15 protein-coding genes and 2 tRNA genes are annotated in these 17,696 nt (G+C 48.3%); 16 read left to right on the top strand and 1 reads right to left on the bottom strand.

The genetic code is table 11. From position 1 onward, the window contains the following. Positions 1-6: 6 nt before the first annotated feature. Together carB and greA are read left to right on the top strand one after the other, a co-directional pair. Positions 7-3,231 (top strand): carbamoyl-phosphate synthase large subunit, encoded by a 3,225-nt coding sequence (gene carB / locus ACN0TT_RS01090; RefSeq protein WP_417760299.1) that lies wholly within the window; start codon positions 7-9, stop codon positions 3,229-3,231. A 276-nt stretch (positions 3,232-3,507) separates the two neighbouring features. Continuing rightward, positions 3,508-3,984 (top strand): transcription elongation factor GreA, encoded by a 477-nt coding sequence (greA, locus tag ACN0TT_RS01085; protein WP_238895618.1) that lies wholly within the window; start codon positions 3,508-3,510, stop codon positions 3,982-3,984. Positions 3,985-4,093: 109 nt separating this feature from the next. Here the strand turns inward: greA and yhbY are convergent, their stop codons facing one another. After that, positions 4,094-4,393 (bottom strand): ribosome assembly RNA-binding protein YhbY, encoded by a 300-nt coding sequence (gene yhbY, locus ACN0TT_RS01080; protein WP_417760298.1) that lies wholly within the window; start codon positions 4,391-4,393, stop codon positions 4,094-4,096. A gap of 90 nt (positions 4,394-4,483) precedes the next feature. On the opposite strand from yhbY, the gene rlmE reads away from it, so the two are divergent. The 14 genes from rlmE to rpsO all read left to right on the top strand — a co-directional run bounded on the left by rlmE (position 4,484) and on the right by rpsO (position 17,598). Then, positions 4,484-5,113: a 23S rRNA (uridine(2552)-2'-O)-methyltransferase RlmE gene (gene rlmE / locus ACN0TT_RS01075; protein WP_417760297.1), complete on the top strand. Its 630-nt coding sequence runs from the start codon at positions 4,484-4,486 to the stop codon at positions 5,111-5,113. 42 nt (positions 5,114-5,155) lie between these two features. Beyond that, positions 5,156-7,099, top strand: coding sequence for an ATP-dependent zinc metalloprotease FtsH (ftsH, locus tag ACN0TT_RS01070; protein ID WP_417760296.1), 1,944 nt, complete (start codon positions 5,156-5,158; stop codon positions 7,097-7,099). Between the two features lie 98 nt (positions 7,100-7,197). After that, positions 7,198-8,031 carry a dihydropteroate synthase gene (gene folP, locus ACN0TT_RS01065; protein ID WP_417760295.1) on the top strand — a complete coding sequence of 278 codons (834 nt, stop codon included), beginning with the start codon at positions 7,198-7,200 and terminating at the stop codon, positions 8,029-8,031. Between the two features lie 30 nt (positions 8,032-8,061). Continuing rightward, positions 8,062-9,399: a phosphoglucosamine mutase gene (gene glmM / locus ACN0TT_RS01060; protein ID WP_417760294.1), complete on the top strand. Its 1,338-nt coding sequence runs from the start codon at positions 8,062-8,064 to the stop codon at positions 9,397-9,399. A gap of 179 nt (positions 9,400-9,578) precedes the next feature. Continuing rightward, positions 9,579-10,361, top strand: a complete 783-nt coding sequence (tpiA, locus tag ACN0TT_RS01055; protein ID WP_417760293.1) for a triose-phosphate isomerase — start codon at positions 9,579-9,581, stop codon at positions 10,359-10,361. A 2-nt stretch (positions 10,362-10,363) separates the two neighbouring features. After that, positions 10,364-10,699: a preprotein translocase subunit SecG gene (gene secG / locus ACN0TT_RS01050; RefSeq protein WP_417760292.1), complete on the top strand. Its 336-nt coding sequence runs from the start codon at positions 10,364-10,366 to the stop codon at positions 10,697-10,699. 9 nt (positions 10,700-10,708) lie between these two features. Beyond that, positions 10,709-10,795 (top strand) — tRNA-Leu (locus ACN0TT_RS01045). Between the two features lie 81 nt (positions 10,796-10,876). Continuing rightward, positions 10,877-10,953, top strand: a tRNA-Met gene (locus ACN0TT_RS01040). Between the two features lie 167 nt (positions 10,954-11,120). Then, positions 11,121-11,576, top strand: coding sequence for a ribosome maturation factor RimP (gene rimP, locus ACN0TT_RS01035; protein WP_417760291.1), 456 nt, complete (start codon positions 11,121-11,123; stop codon positions 11,574-11,576). Between the two features lie 26 nt (positions 11,577-11,602). Beyond that, positions 11,603-13,102 (top strand): transcription termination factor NusA, encoded by a 1,500-nt coding sequence (gene nusA, locus ACN0TT_RS01030; protein ID WP_417760290.1) that lies wholly within the window; start codon positions 11,603-11,605, stop codon positions 13,100-13,102. Between the two features lie 30 nt (positions 13,103-13,132). After that, complete coding sequence (gene infB, locus ACN0TT_RS01025) at positions 13,133-15,811, top strand: translation initiation factor IF-2 (protein ID WP_417760289.1); 2,679 nt, start codon at positions 13,133-13,135, stop codon at positions 15,809-15,811. Between the two features lie 60 nt (positions 15,812-15,871). Next, the gene (gene rbfA / locus ACN0TT_RS01020; RefSeq protein ID WP_417760288.1) at positions 15,872-16,282 is read left to right on the top strand and encodes a 30S ribosome-binding factor RbfA; all 411 of its coding nucleotides are present in this window, start codon (positions 15,872-15,874) and stop codon (positions 16,280-16,282) included. Continuing rightward, positions 16,282-17,232, top strand: a complete 951-nt coding sequence (gene truB / locus ACN0TT_RS01015; protein ID WP_417760287.1) for a tRNA pseudouridine(55) synthase TruB — start codon at positions 16,282-16,284, stop codon at positions 17,230-17,232. The genes rbfA and truB overlap by 1 nt, the downstream gene beginning before the upstream one ends. Positions 17,233-17,328: 96 nt before the next feature. Beyond that, complete coding sequence (gene rpsO, locus ACN0TT_RS01010) at positions 17,329-17,598, top strand: 30S ribosomal protein S15 (RefSeq protein ID WP_417760286.1); 270 nt, start codon at positions 17,329-17,331, stop codon at positions 17,596-17,598. Positions 17,599-17,696 lie beyond the last annotated feature (98 nt).

The raw sequence follows: 17,696 nt of genomic DNA, 5'->3' as shown, positions 1-17,696 counted from the left end.
TTAGCAATGCCAAAACGTACTGATTTAAAAAGTATTCTTATCCTCGGCGCCGGCCCGATTGTTATCGGTCAAGCGTGTGAATTTGACTACTCTGGCGCCCAAGCATGTAAGGCGCTGCGTGAAGAGGGTTACCGCGTCATTCTGGTGAACTCTAACCCTGCCACCATTATGACAGACCCTGAAATGGCTGATGCGACCTACATCGAGCCGATTCACTGGGAAGTGGTACGCAACATCATCGCCAAAGAGCGTCCTGATGCCATCCTGCCAACGATGGGCGGCCAAACGGCACTGAACTGTGCGTTGGAACTGGAAGAGCGCGGCGTGCTACAGGAGTTTGATGTTGAGATGATTGGTGCGACTGCCGACGCCATCGACAAAGCTGAAGACCGTGCGCGTTTCGATGAAGCGATGAAAGCTATTGGCTTGGAATGTCCTCGTGCTGGTATTGCGCACAGCATGGAAGACGCGCACCGCGTACTCGACCAAGTTGGTTTCCCATGTATCATCCGTCCATCATTCACTATGGGTGGTTCAGGCGGTGGTATCGCGTACAACATCGAAGAGTTTGAAGAGATTTGTGCCAGTGGTCTGGACCTATCACCAACCAACGAGCTGCTGATTGATGAAAGCCTGATCGGTTGGAAAGAGTACGAGATGGAAGTGGTGCGTGACCGCAACGACAACTGCATCATCGTCTGCTCTATCGAAAACTTTGACGCCATGGGCGTGCATACCGGTGACTCAATCACTGTTGCACCTGCGCAAACGCTGACCGATAAAGAATACCAACTGATGCGTAACGCTTCGATGGCGGTACTGCGCGAAATCGGCGTAGAAACTGGCGGCTCAAACGTACAGTTTGGTATCAACCCGAAAGATGGCCGGATGGTTATTATCGAGATGAACCCGCGCGTATCGCGCTCATCAGCGTTGGCATCAAAAGCTACGGGGTTCCCAATTGCCAAGGTTGCAGCGAAGCTGGCTGTCGGTTTCACACTTGATGAATTGATGAACGACATCACTGGCGGCTTGACGCCAGCATCGTTTGAGCCATCAATCGACTACGTTGTGACTAAAGTGCCACGCTTTAACTTTGAGAAGTTTGCTGGTGCTAATGACCGTCTGACTACACAGATGAAATCTGTGGGTGAAGTGATGGCTATCGGCCGTACTTTCCAAGAATCGGTGCAAAAAGCATTGCGCGGTTTGGAAACTGGTAAAAACGGTTTTGACCCAATCATCGACTTAAGTGATACCGATGCCCAACAACGTATTCGTCGAGAGTTGAAAGAGCCAGGTGCCGAGCGTATCTGGTACATCGCTGATGCCTTCCGCGCAGGTATGAGCATCGACGATATTTTTGCGCTGACCAATATCGACCATTGGTTCTTGGTGCAGATCGAAGATTTGATCAAGCTGGAACAGCAAGTTGAGTCGGTTGGCCTAGCCGGTATTGATGCTGACTTTCTGTTCAAACTGAAACGTAAAGGTTTCTCCGATGCACGTTTAGCCGATGTGCTTGGCATCAGCGAAACAGAGATGCGTAAACTGCGTCATCGCTTAGAAATTCACCCAGTTTACAAGCGGGTAGATACCTGTGCGGCGGAATTCTCCACCGATACTGCGTACATGTACTCTACTTATGAAGAAGAGTGCGAAGCCAACCCAAGTGACCGTGAAAAAATCATGGTACTCGGCGGTGGCCCTAACCGTATCGGCCAAGGTATCGAATTTGACTACTGCTGTGTTCACGCAGCATTGGCGATGAAAGAAGACGGTTACGAAACCATTATGGTTAACTGTAACCCTGAAACCGTATCGACTGACTACGATACGTCAGACCGTCTATACTTCGAACCCGTAACACTGGAAGACGTGCTGGAAATTGCCCGTCTGGAAAAACCTAAAGGCGTTATTGTACAGTACGGTGGTCAAACACCACTGAAACTGGCGCGTGCGCTAGAAGCCGCCGGTGTACCCATCATTGGGACTAGCCCAGATGCGATTGACCGCGCTGAAGACCGTGAACGTTTCCAACAAGCGATCCGTCGCTTAGAGATGAAACAGCCAGAAAACGATACGGTAACTACCGTTGAAGGTGCAGTAGCCGCGGCAGAAAAAATCGGTTATCCACTGGTGGTTCGTCCATCTTACGTGCTGGGTGGCCGCGCGATGGAAATCGTTTATGAAGAGCAAGACTTGCGTCGCTACTTCAACGAAGCGGTTAAGGTGTCAAACGAGTCTCCAGTATTGCTGGATCACTTCCTCGATGATGCGATTGAAGTGGATATTGATGCCGTATCTGATGGCAAAACTGTGGTGGTTGGCGCCATTATGGAGCATATCGAACAAGCTGGTGTTCACTCAGGTGACTCAGGTTGTTCATTGCCACCATACTCGCTAAGCAAACAGATCCAAGATGAGATGCGTGAGCAAGTGCGTAAACTGGCATTTGAGCTGGGTGTTATTGGCTTGATGAACGTACAGTTTGCCGTGAAAGACAACACCATCTTTATGATTGAGGTGAACCCACGTGCCGCGCGTACCGTACCGTTCGTATCTAAAGCTACCGGTGTACCGCTAGCGAAAATCGCGGCGCGGGTGATGGCTGGTCAATCACTGGAACAGCAAGGATTTACGGCAGAAGTGATTCCACCATACTACTCCGTAAAAGAAGTGGTACTGCCATTTAACAAGTTCCCAGGTGTTGACCCATTGCTCGGCCCAGAAATGCGTTCAACTGGTGAAGTGATGGGCACGGGCGAAACCTTTGCCGAAGCCTATGCTAAAGCACAACTGGGTGCGGCACCGAAAGATTCTCCTCGCTCAGGTCGCGCATTGCTGTCAGTGCGTAACAGCGATAAAAAACGTGTGGTGGACTTGGCCACTAAGCTGATTGAGCTGGGCTTTGAAATCGATGCGACACACGGTACCGCCGTTGTGCTTGGTGAAGCGGGTATCAACCCACGTTTGGTGAATAAAGTACACGAAGGTCGTCCACACATTCTTGACCGAATGAAGAACGGCGAATATACCTACATCGTCAACACTACTGAAGGTCGTCAAGCGATTGAAGACTCGAAGCAACTGCGTCGTGGCGCGTTGCGCTACAAAGTGAACTACACCACCACGTTGAACGGTGCGTTTGCTACTTGTACCTCGCTACGTGCTGATGACCGTAACCATGTTGAGTCTGTGCAAGAGTTGCATGCTCGCATCGGTAAATAACGGTTAAATAGGTTGAAAAGGCCGCGAACACATCGCGGCCTTTTTTATTTATCCGGCGTATGTAACATAAATTTATCGAGCAGCACTAGCATGCCGTCATGAGCTTAGGTAAGCTGTTAGCAAGATGACTTTATGTCGATAGCTGTCGCTTAAGACACTCATAAGTACTTCTTGGCGCCGTTTTAATTGGTTGCGCGCCTAATTTACTCTTATTCCATCTGTGCTGACCAATGTGTCTGCACGGGACGCTTTTGCTTTACAGGAGGCGAAAAATTCATGAACAAAGTACCAATGACGCTTACGGGTGCTGAACAGTTACGTAAAGAACTGGACTATCTCAAATTTGAGCATCGCCCAGAATTGAGTGAAGCAATTGCTAGTGCACGTGAACTCGGCGACCTGAAAGAGAATGCTGAATACCACGCAGCGCGTGAAGAGCAGGGTATCTGTGAAGCCCGTATTCGTGATATCGAAGGCAAGCTTTCAAATGCTCAAGTAATTGATGTGACTAAGATGGCTAATACTGGCCGTGTGATTTTTGGTGCTACGGTGACCATTCTGAATCTCGATACTGATGCAGAAGTGACTTACCGTATTGTCGGCGATGATGAAGCCGATATTAAAGCGAATCTGATCTCAGTTAACTCGCCAATCGCTCGCGGTTTGGTCGGTAAAAACGTTGGTGATGAAGTGAGCATTCAAACCCCAGGTGGGGTTGCTGACTATGAAATCACTGAAGTGGAATACATCTAAGCAGCAAAATCGTCGATTGATTAAGGCTGTGTTAATGCATGTTGCTGAGAATATTGCTTAAAACAAAAAGGAAGCCAATTGGCTTCCTTTCGTTTTAGGTCTTTAGCGCTTATTTTGCTTTTGGTAAAGCAATTTTCTTTTCTTCCGACTGACGGAAGATAACCAGCACGTGACCGATTAACTGGACTTTGACGGACTGAGTTTCCCGGACAATGGCATCAACGATAGCTGCTTTCAATTCTCTGTCTTCTGAAGCCACTTTAACTTTAATCAGTTCGTGGTGTGACAGGGCATTATCAATTTCAGCCAGTACTCCCTCAGTCAGGCCATTGGCACCAAGCAGTACTACTGGCTTTAAAGGGTGAGCCAGTCCTTTGAGGTACTGTTTTTGTTTGGTTGTTAAGTTCATTTTTACCAACTTTCGACGAGTTACTGTTGAAAACGCGCTATTCTACCCTTATATAGCCTTCGTGTAACTCAGATTTGTTGCGGAATTTAAATGTCAGGAAAAAAGCGAACAGCTAGCTCCACACGCTGGATGCAAGAACACTTTGATGATCACTATGTCAAATTGGCACAAAAGCGAGGATTACGGTCTCGCGCAGCGTTTAAGTTAGAAGAGTTACAGCAAAAAGATCAGTTGATAAAACCGGGAATGACCGTCGTTGACCTTGGCGCCGCGCCGGGCGGTTGGTCACAAGTGGCGGTTAAATTGGTCGGCGACCATGGCAAAGTGGTCGCTTGTGATATTTTGCCGATGGACCCAATCGTTGGCGTCGATTTTCTTCAAGGTGACTTTCGTGAAGAGAAAGTGCTTGAAGCACTGTTAACGCGAGTTGGTGACGAAAAGGTCGATATAGTCCTGTCTGATATGGCGCCTAATATGAGTGGTGCCGATGTTGTTGATCAGCCTAGAGCAATGTATCTTGTTGAATTAGCGTTAGATATGTGTCACCAAGTATTGGCGCCGAATGGTAGCTTCGCCGTTAAGGTGTTCCAAGGGGAAGGCTTTGACGAATACATGAAAGCGGTGCGTGATGCATTTAAAGTAGTAAAAACCCGCAAACCGGAGTCATCCAGAGCACGTTCAAGGGAAGTGTATCTGGTAGCGACAGGGTATAAGTTGTAGTACCCTGAATGATGTAGGTCTCAATACTGAGAGGTTCAATAATTGAGTGACATGGCAAAAAATATAATCCTGTGGGTCGTCATCGCCGTAGTGTTGATGTCGGTCTTTCAAGGCTTTTCTCCGTCGTCTTCTTCATCTAAGTCGATAGAATATTCAACGTTTCTGGATGACGTTCGCTCCGGGCAAATCGCTTCTGTGGAAGTGAAAAGTGACCAACGCACCATTGAAGGTATGCGTAAAACGGGCGAGAAGTTTGTCACCATTATGCCGGTATACGATCGTGATTTGCTGAATGACTTAGATCGTAAAGGTGTTGCCATGAAAGGGCAGGAAGCCGAGGAATCAGGGTTTTTAACCCAGATTTTCATCTCTTGGTTCCCGATGCTGCTGTTGATTGGTGTGTGGATTTTCTTCATGCGTCAGATGCAAGGCGGTGGCGGTAAGGGCGCAATGTCGTTTGGTAAGAGTAAAGCCAAACTGATGAGCGAAGACCAAATCAAAACCACTTTCTCTGATGTGGCGGGCTGTGATGAAGCCAAAGAGGAAGTGAAAGAGCTGGTGGATTACTTGCGTGACCCAACTAAATTCCAAAAATTGGGTGGCCGTATTCCAACAGGTGTGCTGATGGTTGGCCCACCAGGCACGGGTAAAACCTTGCTGGCAAAAGCCATTGCGGGTGAAGCTAAAGTACCGTTCTTTACCATTTCAGGTTCTGACTTCGTAGAAATGTTCGTGGGTGTCGGTGCGTCTCGTGTGCGTGACATGTTTGAGCAAGCGAAAAAGTCAGCACCATGTATTATCTTCATCGACGAAATTGATGCTGTAGGTCGTCAACGTGGCGCAGGTTTAGGTGGTGGTCACGATGAACGTGAGCAGACCTTGAACCAAATGCTGGTGGAAATGGACGGCTTTGAAGGTAACGAAGGTGTTATCGTGATCGCTGCGACCAACCGTCCAGACGTGCTTGACCAAGCGTTGTTGCGTCCAGGTCGTTTTGACCGTCAAGTTGTGGTTGGCTTACCGGATGTGCGTGGTCGTGAACAGATCCTTAAAGTGCATATGCGCAAGATCCCGTTGAGCGATGATGTTAAGGCCAGTGTGATTGCCCGAGGTACACCCGGGTTCTCGGGTGCTGACTTGGCAAACTTAGTCAACGAAGCCGCGCTGTTTGCTGCACGTGGTAATCGCCGTGTTGTTAACATGGAAGAGTTTGAACGTGCTAAAGACAAGATCATGATGGGCGCAGAACGCCGCTCTATGGTGATGTCTGAGCCAGAAAAAGAGTCAACCGCATATCACGAAGCTGGTCACGCGATTGTTGGCTGCTTAGTGCCTGAGCACGATCCGGTACATAAGGTCACCATTATTCCGCGTGGCCGCGCATTGGGCGTGACGTTCTTCTTGCCTGAAGGTGACTCTATCAGCGAAAACCGCCGTAAACTGGAGAGTCGTATTTCGGTGGCTTACGGTGGTCGTTTGGCCGAAGAGATCATTTATGGTCCAGAAAGAGTATCGACTGGTGCATCGCAAGATATCAAACAAGCAACAGCTATTGCTCGTAACATGGTGACGCAATGGGGCTTCTCCGAAAAATTGGGCCCATTGCTTTATGCTGAAGAGGAAGGGGAAGTATTCCTCGGCCGCTCAATGGCAAAAGCTAAGCATATGTCTGATGAAACCGCAGCCATTATCGATGCTGAAGTGAAAGCGATTATCGAGCTTAACTATCAACGGGCAGAAAAATTGCTGCGTGACAACATGGACATCCTGCATGCCATGAAAGACGCATTGATCAAATACGAGACCATCGACTCTCGTCAAATTGAAGATTTGATGGCTCGTCGTGAAGTGCGTCCACCTGTTGATTGGCAAATGGATGACAAAGGTTCAGACGATGGCAGCCATGGTGGTAATAAAACGTCACCTTTGGATGAAACGACTAAACCTGACTCAGATTTGACCAATCCTGGTGAATCTCGTCACTAACCGTTTAGCGATATTAGTGAAAACCCCTTTTTAGGGGTTTTCCTTTTTATTCTGGTTAATTTTATGGCACGAGATGGTTCGTGCGTGTTGGAGGTTATGTGTTTACGCTGAAATCAGGTAGCAAGCAGTTAACTCTGGATTCGCCCAAAGTGATGGGTATTTTGAATGTCACTCCGGATTCATTTTCTGATGGCGGGCGCTATTCTCAGTTTGATTTGGCACGTAAGCATGCTGATGAAATGATTGCCGCTGGTGTCGACTTTATCGATATTGGCGGAGAGTCTACTCGCCCAGGAGCGGCAGAAGTCTCGGTAGATGAAGAGTTAAGTCGCGTGTTACCTATGGTGGAGTACATTGCTAATAATTCGAATGTATGGATTTCAGTGGATACCAGCAAAGCTGCGGTAATGACAGCATCGGTCGCGCTCGGCGCGCATCTTATCAATGACGTAAGGTCACTGACTGAACCAGGGGCATTACAAGCTGCGGTTGCTGCGCAGGTGCCAGTATGTATTATGCACATGCAGGGGCAGCCAAAAACGATGCAACAGGCGCCAGCGTACGACAACGTGTTAGATGAAGTTTTTAATTTTTGTAAAACGCGTACCGATGAATGTGTTGCCGCAGGATTGAGCAAAGAACAGATATTACTGGATCCAGGGTTTGGATTTGGTAAGACTCTGGCGCATAATTATCGCCTATTGGCCGAGCTTAATCGGTTTCATGAATTGAGTCAGCCACTGCTTATTGGGCTGTCACGCAAGAGTATGATTGGCAATTTGCTGAATCGTCCTGTCACCGAACGTCTGGCGGGAAGTCTAGCTGGAGCAATGATTGCGGCACAACAAGGTGCGCATATTATTCGAGTACACGACGTTAATGAAACGTTTGATGTACTGAAAGTGCTCGCAGCGACTGCAGCAGCGAACTAATAACAGATACTATTATAAAGGTTATATCTCGTGGGAAAACGGAAGTTTTTTGGTACCGACGGTATTCGCGGTAAAGTTGGCGCAGGGAAAATGACGCCTGAACTAGCACTTAAACTTGGCTGGGCCTCCGGCCGAGTGCTATCTCGTCTAGGCACCCGAAAGGTGCTTATCGGTAAAGATACCCGTATATCCGGCTATATGTTTGAGTCTGCATTAGAAGCTGGGCTATGCTCAGCTGGGCTGGATGTTATGCTGATGGGGCCAATGCCTACTCCTGCTGTCGCTTATTTGACCCGCACATTCCGTGCTGAAGCAGGGATTGTGATTAGCGCGTCACATAATCCTTACTACGATAACGGTATCAAGTTCTTCTCCTCACGCGGGACTAAGTTAGATGACGCGTTGGAGTTAGAGATTGAAGCGGAATTAGAACGACCTCTGGAGTGTGTCGAGTCTCAACAGCTAGGTAAAGTATCGCGTATTACTGATGCAGCTGGTCGTTATATTGAATACTGCAAAGGTAATTTCCCTACCGACCAAACTCTCGAAGGTATGAAAATTGTGGTCGATTGCGCACACGGTGCGACATACCACATTGCGCCTAATGTGTTTCGCGAACTGGGTGCTGAAGTGATCGTTATTGGTGACAAGCCCAACGGCACCAACATTAACGACAAAGTCGGTGCTACCGCAATGCAAGCCATCTGCGACAAAGTCGTTGCTGAGCAAGCTGACCTCGGTATCGCGTTAGATGGCGATGGTGACCGTATCATGATGGTTACTCGCGATGGCGAAGTGATTGATGGCGACCAAATCCTCTACATCTTAGCGGCTGATACGCAATATCGCGGTCAGTTACGCGGCGGTGTCGTTGGCACACAAATGTCTAATCTTGGCCTTGAATTGGCATTAAAAGCACTGAATATTCCATTTGCTCGCTCTAAAGTGGGTGATCGTTATGTGATGGAAATGCTAGCGGCTAACGATTGGCGTATTGGTGGTGAAAACTCTGGCCACATTGTCCATTTGGACCACAGCACAACCGGTGATGGTATCGTTGCAGGCATTCAAGTCTTGGCCGCTATGTGTCGTCGAGGCATGCGTTTGGAACAACTCATTGCGCCGTTGACCTTGTTGCCTCAAGTCTTACTCAACGTGCGCTTTGAAGGAGCTAATAACCCGGTCGAGTCAGCCGATGTGCAGCAGGCGGTTGCTACCGTGGAGCAGGCTCTTGGTGATACTGGCCGAGTGTTACTGCGTAAGTCAGGTACTGAGCCTCTGATCCGTGTGATGGTGGAAGGTACTGACAAAGCGGTAGTTACAGCGCATGCTGAGTTTATCGCTGCAGCCGTAAAGGCAGCGGTGTAAGCTAAGCTAATAAAATAATTCATAAAATCTGTTGTTTAATCGCGACATACGACCATGTTTTACGCGCTAAGAGTAAAAAGTGTGCGAACGTGGTCCAAAACTTAAAATTTGTCGGGCTGGGTATTGTAAGTTGATAATTGGTCCGCTATTATTCACGCCGCTTTCTAAGGAGATGGTCAATGGCTCTTAGACGCCCGATGGTCGCCGGCAACTGGAAAATGAACGGTAGTGCGCAGTTAGCACAAGAGTTATTTAAAAAGTTTGCCTCTAAACTCAACAACGATGCTGTTGAAGTTGTATTGTGTCCACCAACTGTTTATCTAGAAAGCGTTCGGCAGCAGCTCGAACTCCATAAAGATGCGTTAAACGGCTCCATCGTCAGGATGGGCGCGCAAAACCTGAGTCAGCACGATTTTGGTGCGTACACAGGGGAAATCTCTGGCGGAATGCTTCATGACGCAGGTTGTAAATACGTCATTATCGGACATTCTGAGCGTCGTAGGATGTACGGCGAAACCAGTGATGTAGTCGCAGAAAAGTTCGCTGCAGCACAAAAGCACGGCCTAACCCCCATCCTATGTGTGGGTGAATCTGGTCCAGCTCGTGAAGCTAGACGCACGTTTGAGGTGCTGGCTGAAGAGCTTGATGTGGTCATTGAAAAGAATGGCACCATGGCTTTTGATAACGCAATTATCGCTTACGAGCCATTATGGGCAGTAGGAACAGGTAAGAGCGCAACGCCTGAGCAGGCGCAGGAAGTGCATGCGTTTATTCGTAAACGACTTTCTGAAGTTTCACCGTTTATCGGTGAAAGCATAAGAATTCTGTACGGTGGCAGTGTGACACCGAGTAACGCGGCTGATTTATTTGCCCAGCCCGATGTGGATGGTGGATTAATTGGTGGCGCAAGTTTGAACTCTACCGAGTTCTTGAGTTTGTGTGCCATAGCAACGAGCGCGTAATTATGTACCAAGTACTGATTGTAGTTTATCTGTTGGTCGCTTTAGCTCTTATCGGGCTAATTCTTATCCAGCAAGGTAAAGGTGCTGATATGGGAGCCTCTTTTGGCGCCGGTGCATCAGCAACTTTATTCGGTTCATCAGGTTCAGGTAACTTCCTGACTCGAACCACAGCAATATTAGCGATTTTATTCTTTGTGTTGAGCTTGACCATTGGTAACTTGAGTGCCAACCATGCTCAGCAACAAGAAAGCTGGAATGACTTAAGTTCTGGTGCTGCAGTTGAAACTCAACCTTCTGCGCCAAGTGCACCTGCTCAACAAGAGAAAGTTCCAGAGTAAGACCTTTTAGCCGAGGTGGTGAAATTGGTAGACGCGCAGCCTTGAGGTGGCTGTGACCTAACGGTCGTGCGGGTTCAAGTCCCGCTCTCGGCACCATAATTAGCTCTGTTTAAATTGGTTAGTTTACACAGAGTTATTGCAAATTTTACTGAGGATAAGTAGAATTGCAGCAGTTGACGCGGGGTGGAGCAGCATGGTAGCTCGTCGGGCTCATAACCCGAAGGTCGTCGGTTCAAATCCGGCCCCCGCAACCAGCTCCAAGTGTAAGCAAGTAATTGATTACACTAATACAGGTTCTCGGAACAGCAACAGCCTCGTATTAAACGGGGTTTTTTGTTATCTGAGCCTAAATGCTTTACAGCATTGTTCGGCAGTGTGATATCGGGGCTTTATGCCCTTTTTTAGTTTCAGGAGTAGTCATTTGGCAACATTAGAATCAAGACTCGAAGAGATGCTGACTCCCACCGTTGAAGCGTTGGGCTATCAGCTCTGGGGAATTGAATTCGTCAAAGCGGGTAAGCATTCAACTCTACGCATCTATATTGACGGTGAAAACGGTGTCAATGTGGAAGATTGCGCGACTACTAGTCGGCAGGTAGGGGCTCTTCTTGACGTTGAAGATCCCATCCCAGCCGAATACACCCTGGAAGTATCCTCTCCCGGATTAGATAGACCTCTATTTAACGCCACTCAATATCAACGCTATCTTGGCGAAGATGCTAAAGTACAGCTCACAATGCCGGTTGCCGGCAGCCGCAACCTGAAAGGGGTGATTACTCAGGTTGAAGGGCAGATGTTGACGCTTAAAGTAGATGGAAAAGATCTGACGATTGCCTTGGATAATATCCGCAAAGGCAACTTGATAGCTAAATTTTGATGGATTCAAGGTGAACGAGGCAAGACATGAATAAAGAAATTTTGCTGGTCGCTGAAGCGGTCTCTAACGAGAAAGCCGTACCCCGTGAGAAGATTTTTGAAGCCTTGGAAATCGCACTGGCCACCGCGACTAAGAAAAAATACGAAGGCGACATTGACGTACGTGTAGCAATTGACCGTAAAAGCGGTGATTACGAAACCTTTAGACGTTGGTTAGTGGTCGATGATCAAGGCCAAATATTGGAAAATCCCTATCGTGAAATCACGTTAGAAGCTGCTCGCGTAGATGAACCTGAAATCCAACCCGGCGAATATGTAGAAGACGAGATCGAGTCAGTACAGTTCGACCGTATCACTACCCAAACAGCTAAACAGGTTATCGTACAAAAAGTACGTGAAGCTGAGCGTGCTCAAGTGGTTGAGCAGTTCATCGACAAAGAAGGTGAGCTGGTTACCGGTATTGTTAAAAAAGCCAACCGTGACAGCATCGTAGTGGATTTGGGCAACAACGCTGATGGTGTGTTGTACAAAGAAGATATCATTCAACGTGAATCTTTCCGTCCTGGTGACCGTGTTCGCGCACTGCTGTACGCAGTACGCCCAGAAGCACGTGGTGCGCAGCTATTCTTGAGCCGTACCAAACCAGACGTATTGATTGAATTGTTCCGCATTGAAGTACCAGAAATCGCGGACGAAATGATCGAAGTGATTGGTGCTGCGCGTGACCCAGGTAGCCGCGCGAAAATCGCGGTGAAATCAAATGACCGTCGTATCGATCCTATTGGTGCTTGTGTGGGTATGCGTGGCGCACGTGTACAAGCCGTTACCAATGAGCTGAGTGGTGAGCGTATTGATATCGTATTGTGGGACGACAATCCTGCACAGTTCGTTATCAACGCTATGGCGCCAGCTGATGTGGCTTCTATCGTTGTTGATGAAGATAACCACTCAATGGATATTGCGGTTGAAGCAGATAGCTTAGCGCAAGCAATTGGCCGTAACGGTCAAAACATCCGTTTAGCAACGCAACTGACAGGTTGGGAACTGAACGTGATGACAGTGGATGAACTGAACGCTAAGCACCAAGCTGAGAGCGCGAAAGTCACCTCACTGTTTGTGAATACGCTCGACATCGATGAAGAGTTTGCTCAAGTTCTGGCAGACGAAGGTTTCACCTCTTTAGAAGAGATTGCCTACGTTCCAGCATCTGAGCTGCTGTCTATCGATGGTTTGGACGAAGACATCGTCGCAGCGCTACGTGAACGTGCTAAAGAAGCTCTTGCGACTCGTGCGCTAGCTTCAGAAGAAGCGCTGGACGGAGCCCAGCCAAGTGAAGATTTGCTCACATTGCCAGGATTAGAACGCCATCTTGCTTTTGTATTAGCAAGTAAAGGTGTGAAGACATTGGAAGATCTGGCTGAGCAAGGTATTGACGACTTGATCGATATTGAAGAACTAACAGAAGAGAAAGCAGGCGAGCTGATCATGGCTGCCCGTAATATCTGTTGGTTCGGTGAAGATGAGTAAGTCGGTCAACAGATAGGGGAGTGGAAACGGATGGCAGATACAACCGTAGAACAGTTGGCCACAGAAGTAGGCAAAGACGTTGACCGTCTTATCGAACAGTTTGCTAAAGCTGGCATCAAAAAGAGCCGTAATGACGCAGTAGCTGAAGATGAAAAACAACGCCTGCTTGACTATTTAACCAAGCAGCATGGTGGAGAAAACGTGCCTTCAAAAATGACGTTGCAGCGTAAAACTGTGTCGACTTTAAGTGTTTCAGGTGCCGGTGGCCAGTCTAAAGACGTGAAGGTTGAAGTTCGCAAGAAGAAAACCTTTGTTAAACGTGACGTAGCCGAATTGGAACGTCAGGCTGAAGCTGAAGAAAAAGCGAAAGCCGAAGCAGAAGCTCAGGCAAAAGCCGCAGCAGAAGCAAAAGCGGCGGCAGAAGCCAAAGCTAAAGCCGACGCTGAAGCAGCAAAAGCCAAGGCGAAAGCTGAAGCCGATGCTAAAGCCAAAGCATCAAAAACTAATGCGGATGATAACCAAGCGCAACCTGCAGCTGCAAAACCTGAATCAGAAGAAGATCAAGTGAGCAAAGCAGAAGCTGCCCGCATCAAAGCAGCACAAGAAGAAGCTGTGAAACGCAAAGCGGATGAAGAAGCGGCTCGCGCCGCTGAAGAAGCGCGCAAAATGGCTGAGCAAAACGCTAAGCGTTGGGAGCTGGAAGAGAAAGAACGTGTCGAAGCTGAAAAGCGTAACGACCACCACATCACTACCTCTAAAGTAGCTCGCGCTGCAGAAGATACCAGTGACATGGAAGAAGAGAAGCAAGGTCGTCGTAGTCGTCATAAGAGCGCTGGTAAAAAACGTTCTAAAGACGCACGTCAAAGTAACGAAGGCGGCAGAGAGCGCGATATTCGCAACAAGAAGGCAGCTAAAGCCAACAAGCATGGCTTTAACAAACCTGTTGCTGCGGTAAACCGTGACGTACGTATTGGTGAAACCATCACTGTTGCTGACTTGGCTCAACGTATGGCAGTTAAAGCCACTGAAATCATCAAAGCGATGATGAAGATGGGCTCTATGGTTACCATCAACCAAGTACTGGACCAAGAAACTGCGCAATTAGTTGCGGAAGAACTGGGCCACAAAGTGATTCTGGTGCGTGAAAACGAACTGGAGCACGAAGTACTGGCTGACCGTGACGGCGAAGATGTGAAAGTAGAACCACGCGCACCGGTTGTTACCATCATGGGTCACGTTGACCACGGTAAAACCTCGCTGCTTGACTACATCCGTCGTACTAAAGTGGCTTCAGGCGAAGCTGGTGGTATTACTCAGCACATCGGTGCATACCACGTTGAAACCGACAACGGCATGATCACCTTCCTGGATACTCCAGGCCACGCGGCGTTTACCGCTATGCGTGCTCGTGGTGCACAAGCTACTGATATCGTGGTACTGGTTGTTGCGGCTGACGACGGCGTAATGCCACAAACTATCGAAGCTATCCAACACGCAAAAGCCGGTGGCGCGCCACTGATTGTTGCTGTGAACAAAATGGATAAGCCAGAAGCTGACGTAGACCGCGTGAAGAGCGAGCTGTCGCAACACGGTGTGATGTCAGAAGACTGGGGCGGCGAAAACATGTTTGTTTATGTTTCTGCTAAGACTGGTCAAGGCGTTGATGAATTGCTGGAAGGCATTCTGCTGGAAGCTGAAGTGCTCGAACTTAAAGCGGTTCGTGACGGTATGGCTGCCGGTGTTGTGGTTGAATCTAAACTGGATAAAGGCCGTGGCCCTGTTGCAACGGTACTGGTTCAAGAAGGCACACTGCATCAAGGTGACATCGTACTGTGCGGTCTCGAATACGGTAAAGTTCGTGCAATGCGCGACGAAGACGGTAACGAAGTTAAATCAGCTGGCCCTTCTATTCCGGTAGAAATTTTAGGTCTGTCTGGTGTGCCATCAGCGGGCGACGAAGCAACTGTTGTTAAAGATGAGCGTAAAGCGCGTGAAGTTGCCCTGTATCGTCAAGGCAAGTTCCGTGAAGTGAAACTCGCACGTCAGCAGAAAGCGAAACTGGAAAACATGTTCGCGAACATGACTGAAGGTGAAGTTCAAGAACTGAACATCATCATGAAGGCAGACGTACAAGGTTCTCTGGAAGCAATTTCAGACTCACTGACTAAACTGTCTACCGATGAAGTGAAAGTGAACATCATTGCTAGCGGTGTGGGTGCACTGACAGAGAACGATGCCACCTTGGCAGCAGCGTCTAACGCTATCATGGTTGGCTTTAACGTTCGTGCGGATGCACAAGCACGTAAAGTGATTGATGCTGAAAGTGTTGACCTGCGCTACTACAGCGTGATCTATGACCTGATTGATGAAGTGAAATCAGCGATGAGCGGTATGCTGTCGCCTGAATTCAAACAACAGATCATCGGTCTGGCTGAAGTACGTGATGTGTTCAAATCACCTAAGATCGGTTCTATCGCTGGTTGTATGGTTACCGAAGGTCTGGTTAAACGTAGTGCGCCAATCCGTGTACTACGTGACAACGTGGTAATCTACGAAGGTGAACTTGAGTCACTGCGTCGCTTTAAAGATGACGTTAACGAAGTTCGTAACGGTACTGAATGTGGTATCGGCGTTAAGAACTATAATGACGTTCGTGTTGGTGACCAAATCGAAGTGTTTGAAACCGTTGAAGTGGCACGTAGCCTCTAAGCGGTAACAACAGATTTTGGGCGGCTACGGCCGCCCTTGTTGGTTTAAGAGGGTAAAAACATGGCGAAAGAATTTAGCCGTACCCGGCGTATCGCCCAGCAGCTGCAGCAAGAGCTTGCGCTGGTGCTGCAACGCGATATGAAAGATCCACGTATTGGCATGGTGACGGTGAATGACGTTGATGTCTCACGCGATTTGAGCTTTGCCAAAGTGTACGTAACGTTGTTCGAAGAAGATCCAGAAGTGATCAACGACAAAATGGCAGCCTTGATGAAGGCAGCGCCTTATGTACGTACTCTGGTGGCTGGTCGCATGAAACTGCGCGTAATGCCTGAACTGAAGTTCGTGTATGACGCTTCTCTGGTTGAAGGTATGCGCATGTCTAACCTAGTTAGCCAAGTGATCAGCACCGATAAAGCCAAACAGGAACAGTTTGGCTCAGATGATGAGCAGACTGAGGAAAAAGATTAATGGCAAGACGACCGAAAGGCCGTTTTATCGATGGTATTGTGTTGTTGGATAAGCCTACAGGCGTTAGCTCCAATCACGCGTTGCAACAAGTAAAGCGTTTTTATCAAGCGGCGAAAGCGGGCCATACTGGCGCACTTGACCCGCTAGCAACAGGCATGTTGCCTATCTGTCTTGGCGAAGCGACCAAGTTCTCTCAGCACCTGCTGGAGTCTGATAAGCGTTATTTGGTGACCGCCAAATTGGGTGAGCGTACCGATACCAGCGATTCAGACGGTGAAGTGGTACAGACGCGTGCCATAAACTTCAGCCAAGAAGTACTGGATGCCGCATTGAACAGTTTTCGTGGTGAAACCATGCAAACGCCATCGATGTTTTCCGCGCTGAAATATCAAGGCCAACCGCTGTACAAGTATGCCCGAGAAGGCGTGGAAGTGCCGCGTGAGGCGCGTCCAATCACCGTGTATGAGCTGAAGTTTATTGCGCTTGAAGGTAACGAGCTGACGCTGGATATTCGCTGCTCAAAAGGCACGTATATTCGTACCATCATTGATGACCTCGGTGAAAAGCTAGGTTGTGGTGCCCATGTGATTATGCTGCGCCGTACTGAAGTTGCTGATTATCCGACAAACAAAATGGTGACCATTGAGCAGTTGGCCGCATTAGTTGAGCAAGAGAAAAGTTCAGACTGTGCGCCTTTTAGCTTGCTTGATAGCCAGTTATTACCCATGGATACCGCCGTTGCCGATTTGCCTGAATGCCATTTAGAGGAAGCCGTAGCAGGTTACGTACTGCACGGTAATCCCGTGCGGGTTAATGGCCCAACCGCAGGTACTATGGTGCGGTTAACATGCGGCGCGGAACGTCGATTTATCGGTGTGGGTACCATGAATGATGATGGTTACGTTGCACCGAAACGGTTAGTGGTTTTTCAAGAAAAAAGCGCTAACTAATCTTGCGGTACTACTGTTAGCACGGTATTATGCGCAACCTTCGGCTGAGTTAGTGATCGGCTGAAGTTATATTAAAATTTTATTTTGGAGATACTCATGTCACTAAGTACTGAGCAAAAAGCAGAAATTCTGGCTAAATTCGGCCGTGGCGAAAACGATACTGGTTCACCAGAAGTTCAAGTTGCATTGTTGACTGCACAGATCAACCACCTGCAAGGCCACTTCAAAGAGCACAAGAAAGATCACCACTCACGTCGTGGTCTGCTGCGCATGGTTAGCTCACGTCGTAAACTGTTGGCTTATCTGAGCAAGAAAGACAACACTCGTTACGCTGCTCTGATTCAAGAACTGGGTCTGCGTCGCTAATCCGGTTGTTGAAACAAGAAAAGGAGGCTTTTTAGCCTCCTTTTTTGTTTGCCCAGCGAAGCTGGCAAACCCGTCAGGTTGAAAGAAACCTGAATCGC

It is taken from the genome of Shewanella sp. (assembly GCF_048265805.1).
Classification (GTDB): Bacteria; Pseudomonadota; Gammaproteobacteria; order Enterobacterales; family Shewanellaceae; genus Shewanella.
This window is presented reverse-complemented; position numbering and strand designations above follow the sequence as displayed.

Excerpts from the sequence above, each read along its gene's own strand:
- yhbY (WP_417760298.1), bottom strand. The coding sequence starts at position 4,393 with ATGAACTTAACAACCAAACAAAAACAGTACCTCAAAGGACTGGCTCAC.
- rpsO (WP_417760286.1), top strand. The coding sequence starts at position 17,329 with ATGTCACTAAGTACTGAGCAAAAAGCAGAAATTCTGGCTAAATTCGGC.
- secG (WP_417760292.1), top strand. The coding sequence starts at position 10,364 with ATGTACCAAGTACTGATTGTAGTTTATCTGTTGGTCGCTTTAGCTCTT.
- truB (WP_417760287.1), top strand. The coding sequence starts at position 16,282 with ATGGCAAGACGACCGAAAGGCCGTTTTATCGATGGTATTGTGTTGTTG.
- rbfA (WP_417760288.1), top strand. The coding sequence starts at position 15,872 with ATGGCGAAAGAATTTAGCCGTACCCGGCGTATCGCCCAGCAGCTGCAG.
- nusA (WP_417760290.1), top strand. The coding sequence starts at position 11,603 with ATGAATAAAGAAATTTTGCTGGTCGCTGAAGCGGTCTCTAACGAGAAA.
- rlmE (WP_417760297.1), top strand. The coding sequence starts at position 4,484 with ATGTCAGGAAAAAAGCGAACAGCTAGCTCCACACGCTGGATGCAAGAA.
- greA (WP_238895618.1), top strand. The coding sequence starts at position 3,508 with ATGAACAAAGTACCAATGACGCTTACGGGTGCTGAACAGTTACGTAAA.
- tpiA (WP_417760293.1), top strand. The coding sequence starts at position 9,579 with ATGGCTCTTAGACGCCCGATGGTCGCCGGCAACTGGAAAATGAACGGT.
- carB (WP_417760299.1), top strand. The coding sequence starts at position 7 with ATGCCAAAACGTACTGATTTAAAAAGTATTCTTATCCTCGGCGCCGGC.
- infB (WP_417760289.1), top strand. The coding sequence starts at position 13,133 with ATGGCAGATACAACCGTAGAACAGTTGGCCACAGAAGTAGGCAAAGAC.